A 23,900-nucleotide genomic window follows, 5' to 3' on the forward strand; every position below is an offset into this window, starting at 1 on the left:
TTTAATAGTTTTTAAAATTATAATGCTACTGATAATCCAAAAAGAACCGATTTAGTGGATGGATATTTTAATCCATTTCCTGTATCAAGTTCCGGATCCCAAAGTTTAAAGTTGGAGATATACCATAAATTATTACCGCTGATATAAATTCGTAAACCTTGTAAATACATCCTTTCTGCCAGTTTTTTATCTAAAGTATAACCTACTTCCATAGTTTTTAAACGGCCAAAACTCATATCTTTTTTCCACCATGTAGAGGCAACTGCATTATTAGCATTAGGACCATAACTTAATCTTGGCCAAAACACATCCTGACTTGGATTTTCTTCTGTCCATCGGTCATTATAATTAGAATAAATATTGCCTAATGTTCCTGTACCGCTTCCCGGTATGAAATTAGCGCCGCCGATAATTCTTTCTGATTTTGCTATTCCCTGAAAGAAAAAGCTAAAATCGAATTGTTTGTATTTTAAATTGTTTCCAAAACCGTAAACGATCTGCGGATCGGTTGTGCCGCCAATAAATCCTTCGTCTAAACCGCTTATTATTCCGTCACCATTTCTGTCTTCGTATTTAATGTCCCCAGGTCTTAATGCTGTTCCAAATGTTGGTATTGGAAGTCCCGGAGCCAGTACACCCGGAGATGTAAAATCTTCTTCTGTATACAGCCCTTTAGCAACATATCCCCATAATGTATTGTTTTGAATACCGGTTCCTGAACGATAAGTTCCTTTTACAGCTTCTGCTTCATCTCTTTCTGTTACTTTATTTTCAACAAAAGTAAAATTGGCACGCCAGCTCATAAAAAAATCGGGAGTAATCTGTTTATTGAAGTTGAATCCTACCTCGATACCTTTGTTTTCCATTTTTCCAAAATTGGCCCAAGGTGCATTTATAAATCCGGCTTGTGTAGGAACCGTATTTCTTTCAACAAAAATGTCTTTTCTTTTTTCCTGAAATACATCTATCGTCAAATCCATTATATTAAGTATACCTAGCTCGATACCAATATCCGCTTTTGCTACTTTTTCCCATGTCAGATCGGTAACCCCAATCTGTCCTTCTTCAATTCCTTCAAACTTTACTCCCTGTCCGGTACCAAACCAGTAATCGGAATTATTATTATCACTAATTGTAGTCAGGTAAGCAAACCTTCTATTGGCGCCAATATTATCATTTCCTACCAAACCGTACGATCCACGGAGTTTAATTTTATTAAAAATATCTTTAACCGGCTCCATAAATTTTTCTTCAGATGCTATCCATCCTGCGGCTACAGAGGGAAAAAATCCATATCGTTTTCCTTTTGCAAAATTTTCTGATCCGTTATATCCGAAATTGAATTCCCCAATATATTTTCGGTCAAAAGTATAAGAAGTTCTTCCGGCTAATCCCTGATGTTTAAAAGCCTGAGGTGCAGTTCCGTCATTATAACTATCCTGATTGTACAGTAAGAGACCGCTTAAATCGTGTTTACCAAAAGAACGGTTATAGGTAGTATTGGCCTCAAGATAAACACGTCTGTTACCAAACTCGGCAGATCTGTCATATCCTAAATATTCCTGTCCATAAGCCTGAACTGTTCCGTGTATCAAACTTCCATCAAGGTCTCTCTGAGTCGCTACATTATAATAATCCGGTGATTTACCACGTGTAATTCTGTTTTCAGAATAGGAGTCAAACGAATACGTAAATTTTGCTTTTAAGCCTTGTACAATATCTTTAAAATCCTGTTCTAATGATACCAGACTTTCAATCTTGCTTCCGCCCTGACGATAATATCCCTGCTGTGTACTCATTGCCCATGGATTTTCACGCGCAAAAATTCTGGGAATAGTACCATCAGAATAAATGGCAGGATGCACAAACGGAGTGGTTTCAAAAGCGGTATTAAACAAGACATCGGTGCTGCTGTTTCCTTTTTGAAGATTTTGAAGAAAACCCCCAATGTTTACCCTTAATAAGGTTGTTTTGGATAAATTCACATCGACATTGGTGCGGACATTGGCTCTGTTTAGTCTGGTTTCCGAATCATAGGTTTGTTTAGGATCTGCTGCCAGTATTCCTTTTTCACTATAATAGGAAGCCGTTAATGCATATCTCAAAATTTCAGATCCCCCCGCAACATTCAGATTAGATCTGGATGTAAAAGCATAATCTTTGGTAATGGCATCGATCCAGTTTACATCAGGATATAAATCAGGATCATACTGGCTCGCAGTTTTAGCAATACGGTCATTTGAAAACAATTGAGGCTTTCCCTGCTCTGTCGCCAATTCATTTAAGAGTGTCATGTAAGGAGCTGCTTTAATAAATTCAGGAAGTTTGGTAGGCTCCTGAATTGAATACTCCGTTCTTACCTGTATGGTAGGCGTACCCACAAAACCTCTTTTTGTATTAATCAAAATAACTCCGTTTGCTCCTCTTACACCATACACGGCACTCGCAGCTGCATCTTTTAAAACAGAAAAAGATTCGATTTCTGAAGGATCAAGGTCGTTTAAGTTTCTTTCGATTCCATCTACCAATACCAGTGGATTTGTTCCTCCTTTAAAAGTAGAGATTCCACGAATTTTAATATCCGACTGGTCATATCCCGGCTCACCGGATCGCTGAACCGCCATAATACCTGTAATTTGACCTGCCAGGTTATTACCCAGAGTACGGGCAGTTCCTACCTGCAATAATGAAGGCTTAATTGTACTGATCGCTCCAACAACCGAAGCTTTTTTCTGCGTACCAAAACCTACAACTACGACAGCCTGAAGATCATTGCTTTCTTCTACCATCGTCACGTTTATTTTCTTTTCATTATTTAAAGGTCTTTCAACCTCTTTCATTCCAATAAATTTAAATACAAGTACTGCCTGAGGAGACGAGACCGTAATAGTAAATGTACCATCAAAGTCTGCTGTTACAGCATTTTTTGTTCCTTTTTCAAGTATGGTAGCGCTAGGGAGCGACAAACCTTTTGAATCTGTTACCGTTCCTGTTATTTTTACGGGATTCTGCAAATTCCCGTTTTGCGCATAACTGGTCCCTGCAAAGAGTGACAGGAACAATAAAAAAGTCAATCCGGCCCTGCTAAACATTATTTTACTCCAGGTAAAAAAGTTTAGTTGAGTGGATGACATTTTCAAAGTCGTTTTAATTTCCATTTCAGTAATTTTTTTGGTTGGTTATTAGTTAGTTTTCAAATTAAAAATGGATTTTCTAAAATTTCATATACTGGTTTCGGGAAAAGTTTCATAAATAGCATTAAAACAATAATTGAAACAATTTTTAAAGCATCCTAAATTATTACATGCTTTTTTTATTGATACCATAATTTAAATCATAAAAAATCTCATTTAATTTTTGACCAAATTAGAGTAATAGCATCATTATTATAATCCCATTTTGTTTCAAAATTGTGTTCAAATGATTCATTCAGACATTGAAAAGGCCTGTAAATAAGCATAATCAGACAAAATTGATTTTTGTAAAGCAGCGACGGCAGAATTATTTTGAGCAAATGATTAGATCCACAAAAAATTTAAAACAAGTATCTGTTTTTAAGTCTGATTTAGCGGCACTGTTTATTCAGACATTAAGACAAAAATTAAAATTTACAGCACTTCAGTATATGGAAAGAACTGCATCATTTAGATGCAGGTCTTTCCAAACAATTATGGATTTAATTAAATAACAGGAAATATAATAGTTCTTCTCCGTAGTAAAATATCAGCGAACAGAAAGGTCTAAAGAAGTTTTAAACCATAGTAACGTTCCGTGACTATACTATCAAAACTATTTTAACAAATGTGCTTTTACTCCTTCATTGGTTATGATAACAGGTTTTATGAAACCGTTTTCATCAAAATGCATTTCTTCAATACAGGTTTCTCTGGAGTTTCCGTGAGTTTCTGTGAGTGGTCTTCGGTGATAAACAATGTAATATGAATCAGAATCTGGTGCTTTTATAACAGAATTATGCCCTGCGCCAACCGCAATCTTTGGATCTTGTTCTAATATTTTTCCAATTCTTTTAAAAGGTCCCATTGGGGAATCTGCAATTGCATACGCCACACAATAATCCGGGCCAGTCCAGCCTCCTTCTGACCACATAAAGTAAAATTTATTATTTCTAATAAACATAAAAGGCCCTTCGACATAGTTTTCCGGCGTAATTTCTTTAAAAACAGTTTTATCTTCAAAAGGCACAAAACCGGTAAAATCTGCTTTTAGTTTTGCTATATTACAATGCCTCCATCCTCCGTAAATTAAATAACACTGTCCGTCTTTGTCCCTGAAAACAAACTGATCAATTGGCTGTGCGCCGTTATGAAATTTGTCGACCAGCGGTTTTCCTAAATAATCTTTATAAGGTCCTTCCGGTTTTGAAGCAACAGCGACACCAATTCCGCCAATTTCGTTGTCACTCTGAATATCATTTGCTCCGAAAAATAAAAAATATTTATTTTTATTTTTAATAATAGATGGCGCCCAGATTGCCTTTTTTGCCCATTTTACAGCGGTTGTATCTAATATCCTGGAATGTTTTGTCCAGTTAATTAAATCTTTTGAAGAAAAAGCATCTAAAAAAACCTGATCTTCATAACGGGCAGAAAAAGTGGGATAGACCCAGTAAGTTTTATCAAAAATAATTCCTTCCGGATCTGCATACCAGCCTTTCAATATTGGATTATTGTTCTTTGCTGATGATGAATTTTGCGCAATTGTTTTTGAACAAAAAATAATTAAAAGAAAAAATAAAACTTGTTTCATAACTGCTGATTTTAATTTGACCATGTATTAACTGGCTTTGCATCTACTTTTATTTTAAGAGAACCTCCTTTTTTAATGGCTTCTAAATCAACTGAAAGTTTGTCTAAATTAGTATCATTCAATTTTACTTCCTGTAAATAAATATTCGTTTTCGAATTATTTTTCACCTCAATTACAAAGGTTTTATCTCTCTTCTTTCCTAACTGCTTAATGGTGATTTTGTCAAATAACGGACTTCCGATCTGAAAAGACGGATTAATATCTGTAAGCCCTTTAACATCAAATAATCCTATTGAAGACATAACATACCAGGCACCTAATTGTCCCTGATCTTCATCCTGGCCGTAGCCGTAACCATGAATTCCTTCTGTTCCATAAAATTCATCGCAAATAGCATGAACCCATTTTTGGGTCAGATAAGGTTTTCCTGAGAAATTGAAAAGCCACGAAATATGCAAATTGGGCTGATTTCCATGATTATAAAAACCTGAAAGTCCTGCAAAAGCATCAATTTTCGTTCCTCCGCCAAATACATTTTTTTGAGACTTGGTAAAGATGTCATCCAGACGGTTGTTGAAAGTATCTTTACCTAAAGCCGCTACCAAATCAGGAACATTATGAGGAACATAAAAGGTATACTGCCACGCATTTCCTTCCTGATATCCTCTCCAGGGCTGCGATGGATCAAAATCTTTTATAAATTCTCCGTTAGCATATTTAGGTCTTATAAACGTAGTTTCTTTATCATAAAGTAATTTCCATCCGTCTGCTAATTTTATAAGTTTCTCATAATCATTTGTTTTACCTAATGCTTTAGCAAATTGGGCAACTGCATAAGCACTATACGAATATTCGAGTGTATGAGAGGCAGAAAATCCGGAACCTTCTGTATTGGTTTTAAAGTCCATATTGTCTAAAAATGGCGAGTAACCCAGGTCTACAAATTGCTTAAGATCCATTTTACCGGCACCTTCTATCCTGTCGCGCCACTCCAGCTCATTTTTTAATGCGGCTTCATATCCTTTTTGCACATCAAAATTTCGAATGCCGGAATTATAAGCAGAAGCTATCGCAAGTCCGGTAAAATTAGTTCCCACACCAGAAACATATTTGCTGTTTGCAATTCCGTCACCCAGCCATCCTGCATCTTTATATACCAGAATTTGACCTTGAACCCAGTCTGCATAATATTCAGGATAAGCGAGCGCCCATAACTGAGTCAGGTTCCAAAATCCGCCCCAAATGGCATCTGTATTATAATAATTATACTGAGGTTTTCCTTTAGCGTCAAGCGGAATCTGACCTGCTTTTCCGTTATTCATCGGATAAGCTCCGTTTACATCACCACCCAATCCGCGTCCTAATAAGGCATGATATAATCCTGTATAAAATTTAATTTTATCCGTTTCGTTTTTGCCTTCTACTGTAATTCTGCCCAGATAGTCGTTCCACACTGCAAGACTTTGTTTTTTAGCTTCTGCAAAATTTAGGTTTTGGGCTTCGGTTTCAAGATTAAGTCTGGCATTGGCCACAGAAGTATAGGACAAACCTATCTTTACCGTAATCATTTCATTTTCTTTTGTGTCAAAAGTTAAATAAACTCCCGCACCTTCTCCTTCAATTTCCTTACTTCCCGGTGTATTTTCTTTTTTATTGAAAGTTCCAAAACCAATTGGTTTTTTATCTAAAACAGCGGAGAAATACATTGCTACATTTGCTCCGGCCTGATATTTTTTTACATATTCTGGTATTGTTATAACATAACCTTCAATTCTGCCATCTTCAGAAATAGTAACTTTTGATTCTTTGACAGCACCGCTTTCGCCTTGTCTGTTCCCAATATCAAAAATGATATTCGACTGAGAAGATTTCGGAAAAGTATACCTCTGAAAACCTACTCTTTTTGTCGAGGTAAGTTCTGCTTTGATATTATAATCTTTAAGTAAAACCGAATAATATCCGGCTGCAGCATGTTCATCTTTTCGGTCAAATCTCGATCTGTAACCTTCTTCAGGTTTATCGAGGCTACCCGGTATGGTCTGCAGTTGCCCAACCGAAGGTGCAAGTACTATGCCTCCAACCTGAAACTCATGCAGACAGGCAAAACCTTCTATAGAAGTATCCCTGTCATCATAACCAGTGGCTTCCCAGCCATCTTTGTTTCCCAAATGTGCATTGGTTGAAGGGCCTAATTTTGCCAATCCAAACGGAACGGCACCCGGAGTATAAAAAAACCAGCGGCTATGTGCTGTTCCAATATTCGGATTTACATAATCTGCTATTTTTTTAGCAGATTGCTGGCTCATTGCTGAATTACTTATTAAACAGGTCACTGTTATAATACAAAATCTTATTAAGATGTTTTTCATATCTAAATTATTATTATTCAGGTGCTGGTTTAGTACTTCAAAATTATTTTAAAGTAATTGTAATTCCGTCTTTAAGTGTTCCGGCTGCTGTATAGATTTTACCATCTAGAAATAACTGCACATTTATTGCTTTTATTTCCTGGCTGACATTTCTTTTTCCCTGATTAACAGCAGTTTTGATTACTACGGTATCCTTCTTTTTTTCAGCAGAAAAAGTCAATAAAGCAAAATCTCCTTTTTGAAAACCAAATCCATCTCCCGAGTCTACATATAATTCTCCTTTTGCGTTACCGCTTTTATCCAGACAAACTAAAAGACTTAAAGGATCAAATGAATTTTCGCCTGCATTCTGAATAATCTTTCCAGCAGGAATAATACTTCCGCCTTTTATACTTAATTTCGCCTGATACTTATCCTGTTTATCACCTTCAACCAAACTTAATTCTTCCCAAATTCCCGAAGGAAGGATTGGATCTTTCGCGAAAGCGGGAACTACTAAAAGATTTTCTCCCAATAAAAAAGCCTGTTCTTCACTTCTTAAGCGGGCATCCTGAACATCTGCAAAAAATACCGGAGCCATAACAGGCAGTCCTGTTTGAGAAGATTCATAAAAAAGCGTATATAAATAAGGCAGTAAACGATAGCGTCTTTCTAAAGCAATTCGCGATGATTTTTCGATTTCAGTTCCATAAGCCCATGGCTCTTTATCGTTCGTTCCGGCGCAGGCGTGCCCGCGAGCAAAGGGCATAAATGCTCCAAAACCAAGCCAGTTAGCCCACAAATCACCATCTGTATTTCCCAGAAAACCTCCTATATCCGGACCGTTAAAGGGCTGGCCGGATAATCCCAATGTAAGGGACATCGGAACGGATAATTTTAAATGATCCCAGCCTGCGTAGTTGTCTCCTGTCCATGTTGCAGCATAGCGCTGACCTCCCAGTAAATTCGAGCGCGTAAGAAGAAAAGGGCGTTTGTCCGGATTTGTTTTTAAAATTCCGTTATAAGATGCTTCTACCATTAATCGGCCGTAGGCATTATGATAAAGCAAATGCGAGCCCTGCGGCAGATTATCTCCGCCTTTATGAGGTGTATCGTACGGCATTGTACCCAAACGTTTATCTTCAGGAAAATCATTATCGTTTACAGCCGGTTCGTTCATATCGTTCCAGACACCGTCAATTCCGGTGTTTAAGAAATCTTTGTAAAGTCCGCCCCACCAATTTCTTGTTTTAGGACTTGTAAAATCCGGAAATGCACAATCTCCGGGCCATACTTTACCGTGATATTCTTCTCCATTATTTTTCTTTACCCATACATCATTTTGGGTACCCGAATTGTAAACCGAATACTCTCTGTCGACTTTAACTCCGGGATCTATCATATAAACTGCGCGAAAACCTTTTTTGTGCAAATTGTCATTTAAAGTTTTAGGATTTCGGAATCGTATGCTGTCAAAAGTAAATACGCGGTATCCCTGCATGTAATCAATATCCATCCAGATTACATCGCAAGGAATTTTTCTTTCCCTGAAATTATCTGCTATTTCCATAACCCGCTTTTCGCTGTCATATGAAAACCTGCATTGATGATAACCTAATGCCCAGCGCGGCGGTAACTTTATCGTTCCTGTTAATTCTGAAAGTCCTTTTATCACTTCCTGCGGTGATTTTCTGTCGATGATATAAACTCTGAACAAAGCGCCTTCAGAATTATAAATAATCTGATTGGAATTTGTAATTAATTCTGCTTTCCAGGTGCTGTCGAAAATAATTCCAAAAGCAGAGCCGTCTTTGCGTACACCCATGACCCACGGATGAGTTTGATAAAGTCTTTTACCTCCTTCAACGCTGTAGGCACCTGTATCGGTATTCCATAATTTTATAGATTGTCCGTTACGTAATAAGGGTCCGGTAACTTCTCCTCCTCCGTAAAGGCTTATATCTCCATTAAGATGCAGAACAGCGCTTGCTTTTTCATTTTTCAGCGCAAATTCAGGAATCAGAGACCAGTCAGACGGCAGTTTTCCTTTTGATTTAGGTTCACTAACCAATATTAACGATGGCGTTTTATTCTTATCAAAACCTTTGGGAATAAACTCTGCAATATTGTTTCCTACTAATGAAGTTTTTAATATTGGAACTTCCTGAGCCGTAGAAATAGTAATGGGAACTGATATAAAAAGAACTGAAAATAAAATGGTTTTAAAATTCATGTGGTTTAGTTAGTTAGTTGAAAATTAGTAAACTGTTAAAAATCAATATGCACAAATTTACTAAAACGTTTTAGTAAATGTATAAAAAAATCCATAATTTTTTTATACCTAAATAAGCTGTTTTTGTTTCATTTATAAAAACAAAAACAGCTTGAAATATAATTTTACATGGCCGGAACAGCTAATGATGCTGCTTCAGAGATTGGATCACCAATTACCGGATTTCCATTTTCATCCCAAACAATTGGCTGCATTCTGGGAGATCTTTTGTATCCGCATCCTTCTCCGGGATTTGAATTGGCATGATACAAAATCCAGTCTTCTTTACCATTTGGTGATTTAAAAAAAGAGTTATGGCCCGGTGCATATACTTTATTTTTATCTGATTGCAGTAAAATGGGCTGATCTGATTTTACCCAGCCTGACGCATCCAGTAAATTATCTTTTCCGGTAAAAGATAACAAACCTAAACTATAATTATCTGTCCAGCAGCCGCTTGCCGAAAAAACAATAAATACTTTATCCTGATGAGACAAAAACTGCGGCCCTTCATTTACATTTACCTGCGGCGGATTAACATCATCATGCAGCGCGCCATGTAGTTCCCATGCGTGAGTGGGACTGGAAATTAAAACTCTGTCTCCATCAATTTCAGTTGGGGATTTCATTTTAGCAATAAAAATATTCTGCTGTCCGTTAGTATCACCTTCCCAGCCAGACCAAATCATGTACAATTGTTTTTTATGAGTAAATACATTCCCGTCAATTGCCCACTTATCTGTTTTTGCTGCAATTTTTCCTTTAAAAATCCACTTCCCTTTCATAGGATCTTTTGAATTATTTTCTAAAACATATATTCTGTGCGTATCATTAGAACCATTATCTGCAGCAAAATATACATACCATTTACCATTAATAAAATGAAATTCAGGAGCCCAGATTTCTGCAGAATAATCGGTGTTTTTGGGTGCGGTCCATATTGTTTTCTTTTCAGCATTTTTCAGGTCGGCCAGATTTTTGGTTTTAAACAGCACCAGACAATCCTGCATGGTATGAGTGTAGTAATAATAGCCATCATGATAAGTACTGTATGGATCCGGCCCATAATCGAGAATAGGATTGCTGAATGTCTTTTGTGCCGATACAAAATTGCATGCTGCCCCAAAAAGTACAAGTAAGAGAGTTTGTTTTACTATTGATTTTTTTCTTTTCATTATAACTAAAGGTTGTTTTTGACCTTTTTGCCGGTCATTTTAATTTTTGTTTTTTGGTTAGATTATTTTTTAATTAAAGAAATAACTTTTAACAATTTCATTTTGTATTACTAAAAATATAAGTAATATTGCAAACACTCTAATGCTGTCAATTTTGAGTCCTTCCAAAATATTTTACCAATTTTCTAACAATACCATAATTTATATATTAAAAAAATATCAATTTAATTTTTGACCAAAATAGCGTATTGCTATTGTTATCTTAATCTCATTTTGTCTCACAATTATGTTCAAATGATTCAAAAGTCTCTTTAAACTGAGCTGCTGCGGCATAAAAATCAAAATGAATGCTTATGACACAAATGGAGAAATTATTTTTATAAAAATTAAAAACATATACATGCAGCGTTTTTTTAAAGCCGGGACATTCATTTATCTTTTATTTTTGTCTACTACAATTTTTAGCCAGGAATATTATTTTAAACACTATAAAGTTGAAAACGGTATGTCGAACAACACCGTTTTGGCTTCTATTCAGGACAAAGACGGATTTTTATGGTTTGGCACCAAAGATGGTCTGAATCGTTTTGACGGGTATCATTTTAAAACATTCCGAAGCGGAACAGATCCTAAAACTTCATTGGGAATAAACTATATTCAGTCACTTCATGAATTTAAAAACTATATCTGGGTTGGAACTGATAAAGGTTTGTATTCCTATGACAAAAAGCTTGAAAAATTTGCTTTTATAAATGAAGCCATTAACAATCGCATCAATGATATTGATAATGATTTAAAAAACAATTTGTGGTTTATTTCTATCGGAACATTAATTAAGTACAATGTTGACACCAAAGAAACCCGAATGTTTGATGGCAGAAATTCATTTTATGCCACTTCTATAACCTGCGATCAAAATGGCGTAATATGGGTTTCGTCTTATGATGATTTATATCGTTATTCTGAGGCGACCCAGAGTTTTGATAAAATCAAAGTACAGATGCCCAATAGTACTTTTTCAATTTCTGCTATTTATGCATTAGATGCCAATTCTGTTTTAATTGGAACCCGTGATCACGGTATTTATAAATACGATACAGCCAGTGGAAAAACAACTCCGTTTATGACCGAAAAACCGGTTTTTGTACGGCAATTTAAAAGAAATAAAAATGAATTGTGGATAGCAAGCGAATCTGGTGTTTACATTTACAATTTGCAGCATAAAACAGTTCGGAATTTACGAAAAAGCCCAAGTGATCCTTACGCAATATCCGATAATGCAGCTTATTGTATTACTATTGATAAAGAAAACGGAGTCTGGATTGGAACTTATTTTGGAGGAGTAAATTACCATCAGAAACAATACGACCAGTTTAAGAAATATTTTCCGCGAAAAAGTGAAAATGCGATTGTAGGAAGTGCGGTTCGGGAAATTCAAAAAGATGATAAAGGAAATCTCTGGATTGGAACAGAAGATGCCGGAATTAACAAATTTAATTTGCAGACAAAGAAATTTGTAAATTTTCAACCGGACAAAACAAAATCCGGGCTTTCATTTTATAACATACACGGCGTTTTGCCAAGAGGAAATAAAATCTGGATAGGCACTTTTGAGCATGGTCTGGATATTATGGACGCTGCTTCTGGTAAAGTTATCAAACACTATGACCATACCAACAGCAGTTTTAAAAGCGATTTTATTGTTTCATTTTATGAAACTCCTAAAAAGGAATTATATGTAATAACTTCTATCGGGATTTATCTATATGATGAAAAAAATGATACTTTTAAAATTTCGGGCAATTTTTCAGAAAGCACGCACTTTACCTGCATGTTTAATGACAAAGACGGAAATTTGTGGGCAGGATCTTATCGCGACGGATTGTTTTATTATAATCCGAAAACAAAAGAAAAAGCAGTCTACAGGCACGATTTTAAAGATAATAAAAGTATTAGTAATGATTTTATTACTTCTATTTTTCAGGATCAGCAGCATAATTTATGGATCGCGACCGAGAATGGCGTGAATTTATTTGATATCCCAAAAAAGGAATTCAAAAAGTTTACTACTAAAGACGGATTTCCAAGTAATGTGATTTATTCAATCTTACAGGATGAAAATCAAAATTTATGTATTACCACTTCAAAAGGCTTGGTCCGGTTTAACTATAAAACAAAAGCCGTTAAAATTTTTACAACAGCAAACGGTCTCCTAAGCGATCAGTTTAATTACAGTTCAGCCTATAAGGATTCAAATGGAGATATGTACTTTGGGAATCTTAACGGGATGATTAGTTTTAATCCTAAGAATTTTAATACCTATAAGTATAATCCGCCCATATTCATAACCGGGCTTCAAATTAACAATCAGGATGTAATAGTAAATGAGGAAGGTTCTCCGTTAGATGAGTCTGTTTCTTATATCAAAAAAATTACCTTAAAAAATCATCAGTCTAATTTTAATATTGATTTTGCCGCTTTAAGTTATACTGCTCCGGAACTTACGCAATACTGGTATAAACTGGACGGAATAAGCGATGACTGGGTTTATTTAAATAAAAACAATAAAGTTTTTTTTACAGAACTTCCGTCTGGTGATTATAAATTCAGGGTAAAATCGCTGAGTGCAGGCGGAATCTGGAGTAAAGAGGCCGTGGTTGAAATTATAATCTTACCTCCGTTTTGGGCAAGCGGATATGCTTTTTTTGTTTATTTTTTAATTATATCAGGATGTCTGTACTGGCTTTTACGCCGTTATCATCAGATGAATATTAAGGAAAATAACCAAAAAATCGAGAAGCTTAATAACGAAAAAGAAAAAGAAATTTACCATGCTAAAATTGAATTTTTTACCAATGTTGCGCATGAAATACGAACTCCGCTGACATTAATAAAAAGTCCATTAGAAAGTCTTCTGAAAAAAAATTATGAGTCTCCTGAAATCATTCCGAGTTTGTCCATTATGGAGAAAAACACTTCTCGTTTATTGAATTTGGTAAATGAGCTGCTGGATTTTAGAAAAACGGAAATGGAAGGGCTCGGGCTTACTTTTGTAGAAACCAATATTTCTTCATTAGTAAAACAATTACAATCTGAGTTTACTCCATTGATTGAAGAAAAAAGAATTCAGGTGCAGTGGGAACTTGGCGAAAAAAATATTTATGCTTTTGTTGACGAAGAAGCCATCAGAAAAATATTGAGCAATTTAATCAGCAATGCTATAAAATATGCCAAAAGTAATGTGATTATTACGCTTTTCAGAGATGAAAACTCTTTGGAATTTATAGTTAAAAACGATGGGAATTTAATTCCGAAAAGTCTTAAGAGCAAAATTTTTGAACCATTTTTCAGAATATTGGGTTCTGAAACACAAACCGGAACAGGAATTGGTTTATCGCTTGCACATTCCCTGACTGAATTACATAAAGGAACTTTAAAACTCCAGTTTTTAGATGACTCGATGAATACTTTTGTGCTCCGCTTACCGCTTCGTCAGCAAAGCGAGTTCCATCTTTATAAAGATACTTCAGAAGTACTGAAGGAAAACAATGAAGAACTTGAAAATGAGATTACCGCTAAAAATATAAAAACCCAAATTCTGATTGTAGAGGATAATCTGGAGCTGCTGAATTTTATGAGCAAGGAACTCGGAAAAGAATATAAGATTTTCAAGGCTGCTAATGGAGAAGAAGCTTTAAAAATTATTCACAACCAAACAATTCATATTGTAATAAGCGACATTACTATGCCGGTAATGGATGGAATCGAATTGTGCGGCCGAATTAAATCGAATATTGAAACCAGCCACATTCCTGTTATTTTGTTAACCGCTTTAAGTGCTGTACAAACCCGTATAAAAGGACTGGAATCCGGCGCTGATGCTTATATTCCTAAGCCTTTTTCAATGGATTTTATACTGGCGCAGATCGATAATTTATTGTCCAACAGGCGTCATGTAATGGAGTATTATGCAAGTTCTCCATTGTCACATTTAAAAACCATTGCACATAATACAATTGACGAGGAATTTATTAAAAAACTGGATGAAATTATAGATCAGAATATGGCAGATACAAATTTAAGTGTTGAATCACTTGCTGATATCCTGTACATGAGCCGTTCAACCTTATATCGAAAAATAAAAGATATATCGAATTTAAGTCCAAACGAACTGATTAATAATGCACGTTTGAAAAAAGCTGCTGAACTCCTGCTTTCCGGAAAATACAAAGTGTATGAAATCGCAGAAATAGTGGGTTATAATTCTCAGTCCAGTTTCAGCAGAAATTTCCAAAAAAGTTTTTCGATGTCGCCTTCAGAATTTATTAATAATGGAAATCAGGAAAATAAAAATGGCTGATTGTCATTCCCAACTACAATACGGAATAAGATATAGGAATTTTTCAATTAAATCGTATTTTAACAGCCGCTTTTTATAAAATAAATGAGGAAAAAAAGGCCTGATTATAAAAAATAAAATAAAAACGAATTATGCTTTGCTGATGAATCTTCAATAGTTATCTTTGAGATATGGACAATTTTACCGAAAAAATTTTTGATATCCGAAAACACAGCCTTCCAGTAGTTGGTGTGGCAGCATCCCAAGAGAGCCTTCAGGAAGTAAGAACCCTTGTGAAAAATCTGCCTGTTAAATGCGGTATGTCTTTTATTGTCTACATAGAAAATCAGAACCAGCCCGATGCCGAACTGTTGAAACAACTATCTGACGGCACAGGATTAAAAGTTAAAACTATCGAATCAGGGAACTATTTAAATCCTGACACGCTTTATATTTTAAAATCTGATGAAACTTTATCACACAGCAATGGCACATTGTCCTTATCTGAACGACGCAAAAGAATTGATTCTTTATCAGCTTTAGATCATTTTTTTGTATCTATTGCACTGGCATGCAGAGAATCTGCACGCGCGATTTTACTTTCAGACAGTAAAACAGATGGCGTTATAGGTCTTAATTATATTAAAGAACAGGGCGGAACTGCTTTTGCTAAAATATCTGAAAGCGTACTTAAAAACGGTGCGAATCATAATGATCCCGTTTTTGAGGCCGCAGATTTTATATTAAAGCCGGAAGACATTCCTTCTCAGCTGCTGCTTTTAGAATCTGTTTATGAATCTAACTATTCGTACAGTTCTGAAAAGGACATAAAAATACTTCAGGGTGACGATGAAATTTACATCGCTATTCTGGATCTTTTGCGTCAAAAGCTTGGAAATGATTTTTCAAATTATCGACAGCCCACAATTCGAAGGAGAATAGCACGAAGGATGGTTATTGCCAAAATAAGTACTTCTAAAGTCTATCTGGAATTCCTTAAAAACAGTCCGTCAGAACTGGATTTGCTCTTCAACGATTTTCTAATTCCCGTTACCGATTTTTTCAGGGATTCACAGGTTTTTAAAATACTTCCTGAAGTAGTATTTCCAAGAATTCTGGAAAATAAAAAAGATAATGACAAAATCAGGATTTGGGTTGCAGGATGTTCGACCGGACAAGAAGCTTATTCTATAGCAATTTCTCTTCATGAATTTCTCGCTTCAAAACAGCTCTCCATAAAAGTTCAGATTTTTGCTTCGGATATATCCGAAAATTCTATCTCAAAAGCACGTGCAGGAGTTTATTCACGTCAGGATGTCCGCCGCATTTCCGAAAAGCGTTTATCAAGATATTTTACGAAAATTGAAAGCTCTTATCATATCAATAAAGAAATCCGTGATCTTTGTATTTTTGCATCGCATAATTTTGTAAAAGATCCTCCTTTTGCAAAACTGGATTTTGTTTCCTGCCGAAATGTTTTAATCTATCTGGATTCCTATCTTCAGAAAAAAGCCTTTAAAACTTTCCATTACGGACTTCTGCCGGAAGGTATGCTCTTGTTAGGAAAATCAGAGTCGACCAATTATACTCCCGGATTATTTGAACCTTTGGTTAAAAACCTTAAAATTTTCAGTCGTCTGAACAGCGTTCATACCAAAATTCCAATTTCAAGAGAAAGAGCCGAGACCATTTCTGCTTCAAAAGCTAAAGCGGTTAAAAAAGAATTTTCGCAGCCTGACTTTCAAAAAACAGCACAAAAACTTCTTTATAACAGTTACACGCCGGCCGGAGTAATTGTTAATGAAAAAAAAGAAATTATCCACTTTCATGGTGATACGGGTCCGTTTTTATTGTCTCCGCAGGGAAAACCTAATTTTAATATTTTAGAAATGGTTCGGGAAGGACTTGCATTTGAGGTCCGTTCTGCGCTTCTCGACGCACGCAAAACACAGCAGAAATCGATAAAATCGGCAATTCCATTAAAAGGAAGAAAATACCTGGCCGATATTGAGGTAATTCCGCTTGAAAATAATACCGAAGAAAAACACTATCTGGTTCTCTTTAGCAAAAGCGTAAAAATAGTTGGAGAGCAGTTAGATGATGAAGGAATAAAAGGCAAAGCCGAGAAAAGAATCAAAGATCTTGAAAAAGAAATCCAGCAGTTAAGAGAGGATATTAAAAAAGTTACTGAAGATCAGGAATCGGCCAATGAAGAATTACAGAGTGCCAATGAAGAATTGCTGAGCACAAGTGAAGAACTTCAGACTTTAAATGAAGAACTCGAAACTTCTGCAGAACAGCTTCAATCCAATAACGAAGAGCTCCTTGCTATGAACGAAGAGCTGATAGACAGACAGGAACAGCTTGTTTTTTCACGTCTCTACGCAGAAGCTATTATTGAAAATATTAGAGAACCTCTGTTGATTATTAACAGTGAACTTCGTGTAAAAAGTGCTAATGCTTCGTTCTATAATCATTTTTCTGCTGCTGAAGAATCAATTGAAGGCAGGGTTATTTTTGATACGGTTATAGCTTCAGGAAACCTGAGCGATCTGCGTCCACAGATTGAACTTTCAATTTCTAACGGAAGTAAGATGGATAATGCAGAGGTCAAAATAGTGATGAGCAGCGGTCACGAAAAGACAATGATTATGAATGTTAGGCCCATCAGTAATAACAAACTTGGTGAACCACTTGCACTTCTTGCTTTTCAGGATATTACAGATCTGCTTCGTACCAATAAAATACTGGAATATACCAACCATGATCTTGAAGACAAAAATAAGCAGCTTGCATCATTTACATCTGTAGCCAGCCATGATCTTCAGGAGCCTTTAAGAAAAATCAGCCTTTTTTCGGGCATGATACTCAAAAATAAAAAAAATGTACTCTCAGAAGAGTCATCTACATATCTGAACCGAATGATCGTCAGTGCCGGAAGAATGCAGCAGCTTATTGACGATCTTCTTATGTATTCTAAAGTCACCAGTGTGAGTCAGGGCGATTTTATAGAAACAGACATACCGGAACTTATAGAAGATATCTGTACCGAAATAGATGATTTGATACTGAGCAAAAAAGCTGTTGTCAACGTAGGAGACATACCGCATATAAAAACAATTCCACCTTTAATGCGGCAGGTTTTTATCAATTTAATATCAAATTCATTAAAATACAGCAGAGAAGGTGAACCGCCTGTAATTACAATAACAGCATCTGCAGACAGCAGTCCTGAAGCAGTATTTACAAATGCAGATAAAAAATCTTTTATGCATATACGTGTGAAAGATAATGGCATCGGGTTTCCAAAAACAGCAGAATCCAGGCTGTTTGACCCTTTTTTCAGACTGCACAGTAAAGAAGAATATGAAGGAACCGGTATTGGTCTGGCGCTCTGTAAAAAGATAATGGATCTTCATTACGGTTACATAACCTGCATTGGAGAACCTGAAAAAGGCTCTGAGTTTAATCTTTATTTTCCAATTTTAACCAATCCTCAAACCAACTAATAATGTCAAAATCAGGACCAATAATTCTATTTGAAGATGACCACGATGATAGAAGCTTTATGGAAAAAATATTTACTGAACTGGAAATTGATAATGAAAGGGTCTATCTCAAAAATGCCGCCGAAGCTTTAGAGTATCTGGGTAATACAAAAAAATCTCTTTTTCTTATTTTCTGCGATGTAAATCTGCCTGGCATGAATGGTTTAGAACTCAAAAGAAAAATTGACAACGATCCTCATTTGAGACTAAAAAGCATTCCCTTTGTTTTCTATTCTACCTCAATTCGTCAGGATCAGCTTATTGAAGCCTATGCAGAACTTACTGTTCAGGGTTTTTTTAAGAAAGAAAATGATTTAAATGAGACTAAGAGTACAGTGTCGACTATAATTGACTATTGGAAATTGTGCAGGCATCCCAATAAATAATTATTGCAACTCTGGGATCATTATGGCTAAAATGCAGGCCTGCAGCTTCTTTTCCAGTAAGATACTATTTCACTGATCATACTTTTATATACTGAAAAAGTACTTTCTTTTTTAAAATATCCGTTAGCTGAAAGTTCAAATGCTTTATCGATGTTTTCAGGGTTTTCAGATGTACTTAGAAAAATATACGGGATGCATTTTTTTGAAAGTTCATCATTTTTCATAACCAGCCTACGGAGTTCAAATCCGTCGAGTTTGGGCATGTTAATATCAGACAGAATCATGAATGGCATTTTATCCATTGCGTTAAGATAGGACAGCACATTTGTAGGGTCTTCAAAGAAAACCACTTTATTTGGAAGCTCCAGGCTTTCAAATATGTCAGAAAGAAAATCGCGGTCATCCTGATCATCCTCAATAACAATAATTTCACCATTTTTATTCATCTGCAAAATCGTAGATCAAAAGTTACTTTCAAATTGAATTGTAAAAATGTAAAGTTACTCATTATATATGCAGAAACCTAGTGAATTCGCGTCAAAAAAAAACACATAAATTCTTACAACTAATACCGCTTAAATTCTTAAAAGTTAAACGGCATTAATTTTTAGGAAAGAAAAAAATAGTCTGTGGTTTTTCAGATTCAAGAGCTGATAATACCTCCTCCAGCCTCCCTTCAAGACCTGAGCAAATACTCTGAATCAGATATTTTAAATCATTAAAGTCAAAAGGTTTTATAATATAAGCTTCAGCACCCAGCACACGGGCCTCGTCAATACCCTGGCGGCGTGATGAAGTTGCTGTCATAATAACTGGAATTTCTTTAAAACGGCTGTCTTCTTTAAGTAGTTTGAGGCATTCCCAGCCATTCATCTTGGGCATCCCGGCATCAAGTAATATAAGTTCAGGAAGGGTTTCCATATCTGGCAGGAGCTGCAATGCCTGGCCTCCACCCTCTGCACATCTCAGTATTATATCTTCTACAAAGCCAGATAGTGCGTCTGCAAAAAACTCCGCATCGTCGCTATCATCATCAATTAGTAAAATTGTTTTCCTTTGCATGTTAAATTTATTAATGCATTCTGATTGTAAAATTGTTTAAGTAAATTTAATCAATACCTAAACAAAAACCTAGCAAATTCGATATTTGATTTCAACGAGCCGGATTTTCTATTTTGTAAACAGACAAAAGAGACAAAACAATTTTGGAAAACTTGTATTTAAATCTAATCTAAATTTCTTTGAAGATTGCAGGAATCCTTGTGCAATATATTTTAATATGTAATTTTACAGAAAAACATGAGATCCATTTTTACTGTAATTTTAGCGGCAATGTCGTTATTATCATTTACTAACTGTGTAGTTTCGCATTCGCATTCACAAACTCCGGTTACAAAGACAAAAAGAGTACCACCAGGACAAGCCAAGAAAGCCAACGGTGACCAAAGCGCCAAAAAGTACGCTCCCGGACATAACAAATAACAGGTATTTTTTGCAGTATACTAATGTTTCAATTCCGGCTTACCGAAATAAATGTTAGTATACTGTAGGTTACTTTAATTATTTTTAGATAAACTTTCTGACAGTTCTTCTAAAGTTCTTCCTTTTGTTTCAGGCATCTTAACAAAGACCCAAATTAACTGAAATACCATCATCAAACAGAAAAAACAAAATACAACTGCAGCGCCAACTTCTTTAAATAAAAACGGAATAAAAGAAGGGATTAAAGCCGCCAAAACCCAGTGAACTGATGTCCCGAAGGAAGTCCCGGCCGCTCTAAGTTTGTTTGGGAATAATTCAGAAATAAAAACCCAGATTACAGAACCCTGTCCGATAGCATGTGAAGCTATAAACAGAAAGAAAAAAAGCGGTATCAGCATTCCTTTCCATTCCAAATAAAAAGCTAAAGTTACTAGTCCTAAGGAAACAATATAACCAAATGAACCAATGTACATTAGGGTTTTTCTTCCGTATTTATCGATAAGCGAAATTCCGACTAATGTAAAAATCAAATTGACCAAACCTATTCCGATACTGCTCAAAAACGAAGCTGATTTTTCGAGTCCCGCCAATTCAAAAATACGCGGAGCATAATATAAGAAAGCATTAATTCCTGAAAATTGATTGAAGAGTGCAATAAAAAATGCCAGCATTAATGGTTTTCTGTATTTTTTCATAAAAATAGATTCATTAGAAATTTCCTGCTGCTTTTCATTTTCCATTGCCGTAATTTCAGTTATTACCTCATCTTCTGTATGGATCAGTTTTAGAATTTGAACTGCCTGCTCTTTGTCTTTTTTATATTCATACAGCCAGCGCGGGCTTTCCGGAATTCCAAAAACCAATATTGTGTATACTAAAGCCGGTGCCGATTGTACGCCCAGCATCCATCTCCATGAATTTTCACCAAAATCCTGTAACAAATAATTGGACAGAAAAGCAGTCAAAATACCAAAAACAATATTAAACTGGTATAGCGCAACCAGTTTTCCCCTGTTTTTTGCAGGAGCAATTTCAGACACATAAGTAGGAGCGGCAATTGTTGAAACTCCAATTCCTAAACCGCCTAAGAATCTAAAAATGGAAAAAAAGATTGAATTATTCGCGAAAGCAGTTCCAACGGCCGAAAGAAAAAATAAAATACCAATTAAGATCAGCGTTTTCTTTCTGCCTAATTTTGTTGTTGGAATTGCACCAAAGACAGCTCCAAGAACCGTTCCCCACAATGCAGATGACATCACAATTAATCCGTGATACAAATCTGAGGTATGCCATATTTGCTGTAATTGTTTATCTGCGCCTGAGATTACAACTGTATCAAAACCAAATAAAAAACCGGCTAATGCCACTACAACAGACCAATACAATATCTTTTTATCTTTCATCTTTAATCTTATTTATTTGATTTTTTTTACAATTGAAATACAACTTATATAAACTAAGCAGTTAGTATTCTGATGACGTAGAGCCTGTTGCGTAATTTGGAATTAAATTACTTTTTAGGAGTAAGCCTGGCTGCCCAGCCTCCGTTTTTGACCATTTTAAAAGAAATAACCTGACCTTGTTTTACTTCGCTTTCTATTCTTTTGTAATCCATTGCTTGTCTTCCGGCATTGATTCCGTCCTGAAAAGCATTCATATCATAGCTGGTGTTTTTGGTTAAGAAATCAAGGTTTATTTTAAATTCTCTTTTTTCCTGACTTCCATTGGTTATTGCGCCAATAAACCATTGATCGCCTTTTCTTTTGGCTATTATCAGGTATTCTCCTGCTTTGGCATCAATGGCAATTGTTTCATCCCAGGTAGTTGGCACTTTGGTAATGAACTCCGTACATTCTTTGTTTTGGTAATAATTGGTCGGATTATCAGCGAGCATTTGCAAACCACTTTCAAAAGCGATATAAAGTGCCATTTGAAATGCTCTTGTTCCTTTTGATGCTGAATTTGGTCTATCGCTATGATAGATTTCCGGCTGCATATTGATCATTGCTCCCGGCGTAAAATCCATTGGACCGACTGCATTTCTTATAAAAGGCAAAAATAAGCTGTTGTCTACAGTTGCGCCGTCCATTTGTTCGAGTCCTCTTACACCTTCATAAGACAACAGATTTGGATAAGCATATTCTAAACCTGCGGGTTTAAACGAACCGTGAAAATCTACAAACAATTTGTTTTTTGCTGCTTCTTTTATCACACGCTCGTAATAATTGACCATCCATTGATCGCTGCGGTCCATAAAATCAATTTTAACCCCGGCAATTCCCCAGTCGCTAAAAGTTTTAAACAAATCAAAATGATGTTCTACTGTAAGCCAGGTAAGCCAAAGTACAATTTTTACATTTTTCTTTTTTCCGTATTCAATCAATTTAAAAAGGTCAATATCCGGATTTGGAGTAAAAGGATCTGTAGTCGATTTTGCCCAGCCTTCGTCCATAACAATGTAAGGAATCCCAAATGCTGAAGCAAAATCAATAAAATATTTATACGTTTCTTCATTATAACCTGATTCAAAATCAACGTGATAAGGAGATGCGCCGTTCCACCATTCCCAGCTGACCTGACCCGGTTTGATCCACGACGGATCCTGTATTTTACTGCGTTGTGCCAAATTATACGTCATCGTGTTTTCCAACAGCTGTTTGTCTTCTTTCGTTATGACAAAATATCGCCATGGAAAATTTCTTTTACCAGTAGTTTTAGCAATATATTCTGCCTCAGAAGTAATTTTTACACTTCTGTCCCCGTCATCTCCAAAAGTTAATGGCGCTTTTGCGAAAACACCTTTTATTTTATTTGGAGCAAATCCTTTTAAAAACATTGCCGGATAATCGCTAAGATCAGATTCAGAAATTAAAATTTTATGATTTTGAGAAGAATTAAACAATGCCGGCAGTGTCGCCATTTTTGTATTTGAATTAAAATCCTGCGTATTCAATTTAGAATAGGCATCTTCGTATGAAGTTTTAAAAGAGCTTGTCTGCTGTAAATGTGCCGTATAATTATTTGGTGTATTTAAAAGAAATTCTTCATCGTAAATAATGTTCTCTGCCGATTTTAAATTGGTAATAAAACGGTATGCGATTCCATTATTATACGCTCTGAATTCTACGCTGTAATCTCCTTTAAAGTTCAATCTCAAAGCATTATAATGATTGTTAACCGTGCTGAATTTTAGAGGAACAACAGGCTTTTCATTGATGTTAATCTGTTCTGCTTTTTTTCCAGTCAGTTTGGGCTGTTTACCTAAAACACGGTCTTTTAGTTTTAAACTTAAAGTGTTGTTGTCAAAGATGGTTTCGCTGCCTAAAAACACAGAATAAGTGATGCTGTCTTTTAAATTAATCTGAATTTTTAAATTTCCGTCCGGAGAAGATAATGCTTCTTTCTGGGCAAACGTGCTTAATGAAAAAAGCATTAGAAGTATAAAAATGGATTGTTTCATTTTAGTTTGTTTTTAGTTGTCTGGTTCATCGGAATTGTAAACTCTAAACCATGAAGAATTCAAAATTTATTTTCATGATTTAATTGATCTTTATTCAGCAAAAATTGAGAGAACTCTTGATTA

Annotated in this window: 13 protein-coding genes; 4 read left to right on the forward strand and 9 right to left on the reverse strand. The window is 35.6% G+C overall.

Going from position 1 to position 23,900, the window contains the following annotated elements; genetic code table 11:
* Nucleotides 1–17 precede the first annotated feature (17 nt).
* From ASE21_RS00345 to ASE21_RS00365, 5 genes are all read right to left on the reverse strand, one after another.
* Entirely contained in the window at nucleotides 18–3,158 is a 3,141-nt protein-coding gene (locus ASE21_RS00345; protein ID WP_242410197.1) for a SusC/RagA family TonB-linked outer membrane protein, read from the reverse strand.
* 631 nt (nucleotides 3,159–3,789) lie between these two features.
* Nucleotides 3,790–4,767, reverse strand: a complete 978-nt coding sequence (locus tag ASE21_RS00350; RefSeq protein WP_057121145.1) for a glycoside hydrolase family 43 protein — start codon at nucleotides 4,765–4,767, stop codon at nucleotides 3,790–3,792.
* Nucleotides 4,768–4,778: 11 nt separating this feature from the next.
* Nucleotides 4,779–7,136 (reverse strand): GH92 family glycosyl hydrolase, encoded by a 2,358-nt coding sequence (locus ASE21_RS00355; protein ID WP_057120580.1) that lies wholly within the window; start codon nucleotides 7,134–7,136, stop codon nucleotides 4,779–4,781.
* A 43-nt stretch (nucleotides 7,137–7,179) separates the two neighbouring features.
* Nucleotides 7,180–9,348 (reverse strand): TIM-barrel domain-containing protein, encoded by a 2,169-nt coding sequence (locus ASE21_RS00360; RefSeq protein ID WP_057120581.1) that lies wholly within the window; start codon nucleotides 9,346–9,348, stop codon nucleotides 7,180–7,182.
* Between the two features lie 164 nt (nucleotides 9,349–9,512).
* The gene (locus ASE21_RS00365) at nucleotides 9,513–10,562 is read right to left on the reverse strand and encodes a family 43 glycosylhydrolase (protein ID WP_057120582.1); all 1,050 of its coding nucleotides are present in this window, start codon (nucleotides 10,560–10,562) and stop codon (nucleotides 9,513–9,515) included.
* A gap of 343 nt (nucleotides 10,563–10,905) precedes the next feature.
* Between ASE21_RS00365 and ASE21_RS00370 the strand changes: the two genes are divergently transcribed.
* From ASE21_RS00370 to ASE21_RS00380, 3 genes are all read left to right on the forward strand, one after another.
* Nucleotides 10,906–14,922, forward strand: a complete 4,017-nt coding sequence (locus ASE21_RS00370) for a hybrid sensor histidine kinase/response regulator transcription factor (RefSeq protein WP_242410199.1) — start codon at nucleotides 10,906–10,908, stop codon at nucleotides 14,920–14,922.
* A gap of 170 nt (nucleotides 14,923–15,092) precedes the next feature.
* Nucleotides 15,093–18,410 carry a CheR family methyltransferase gene (locus ASE21_RS00375; protein ID WP_057120583.1) on the forward strand — a complete coding sequence of 1,106 codons (3,318 nt, stop codon included), beginning with the start codon at nucleotides 15,093–15,095 and terminating at the stop codon, nucleotides 18,408–18,410.
* A 2-nt stretch (nucleotides 18,411–18,412) separates the two neighbouring features.
* Nucleotides 18,413–18,835 carry a response regulator gene (locus tag ASE21_RS00380; RefSeq protein ID WP_057120584.1) on the forward strand — a complete coding sequence of 141 codons (423 nt, stop codon included), beginning with the start codon at nucleotides 18,413–18,415 and terminating at the stop codon, nucleotides 18,833–18,835.
* Between the two features lie 26 nt (nucleotides 18,836–18,861).
* Here the strand turns inward: ASE21_RS00380 and ASE21_RS00385 are convergent, their stop codons facing one another.
* Together ASE21_RS00385 and ASE21_RS00390 are read right to left on the reverse strand one after the other, a co-directional pair.
* Entirely contained in the window at nucleotides 18,862–19,281 is a 420-nt protein-coding gene (locus tag ASE21_RS00385) for a response regulator (RefSeq protein ID WP_057120585.1), read from the reverse strand.
* A 154-nt stretch (nucleotides 19,282–19,435) separates the two neighbouring features.
* The gene (locus ASE21_RS00390; protein WP_057120586.1) at nucleotides 19,436–19,897 is read right to left on the reverse strand and encodes a response regulator; all 462 of its coding nucleotides are present in this window, start codon (nucleotides 19,895–19,897) and stop codon (nucleotides 19,436–19,438) included.
* Nucleotides 19,898–20,134: 237 nt separating this feature from the next.
* Between ASE21_RS00390 and ASE21_RS00395 the strand changes: the two genes are divergently transcribed.
* Nucleotides 20,135–20,317 carry a hypothetical protein gene (locus tag ASE21_RS00395; RefSeq protein WP_057120587.1) on the forward strand — a complete coding sequence of 61 codons (183 nt, stop codon included), beginning with the start codon at nucleotides 20,135–20,137 and terminating at the stop codon, nucleotides 20,315–20,317.
* 74 nt (nucleotides 20,318–20,391) lie between these two features.
* On the opposite strand, the gene ASE21_RS00400 is transcribed toward ASE21_RS00395, so the two are convergent.
* Nucleotides 20,392–21,720: a sugar porter family MFS transporter gene (locus ASE21_RS00400; RefSeq protein WP_057120588.1), complete on the reverse strand. Its 1,329-nt coding sequence runs from the start codon at nucleotides 21,718–21,720 to the stop codon at nucleotides 20,392–20,394.
* A gap of 107 nt (nucleotides 21,721–21,827) precedes the next feature.
* Nucleotides 21,828–23,777: a glycoside hydrolase family 97 protein gene (locus tag ASE21_RS00405; RefSeq protein ID WP_057120589.1), complete on the reverse strand. Its 1,950-nt coding sequence runs from the start codon at nucleotides 23,775–23,777 to the stop codon at nucleotides 21,828–21,830.
* Nucleotides 23,778–23,900 lie beyond the last annotated feature (123 nt).

It is taken from the genome of Flavobacterium sp. Root901 (genome assembly GCF_001429765.1).
GTDB lineage: Bacteria > Bacteroidota > Bacteroidia > Flavobacteriales > Flavobacteriaceae > Flavobacterium.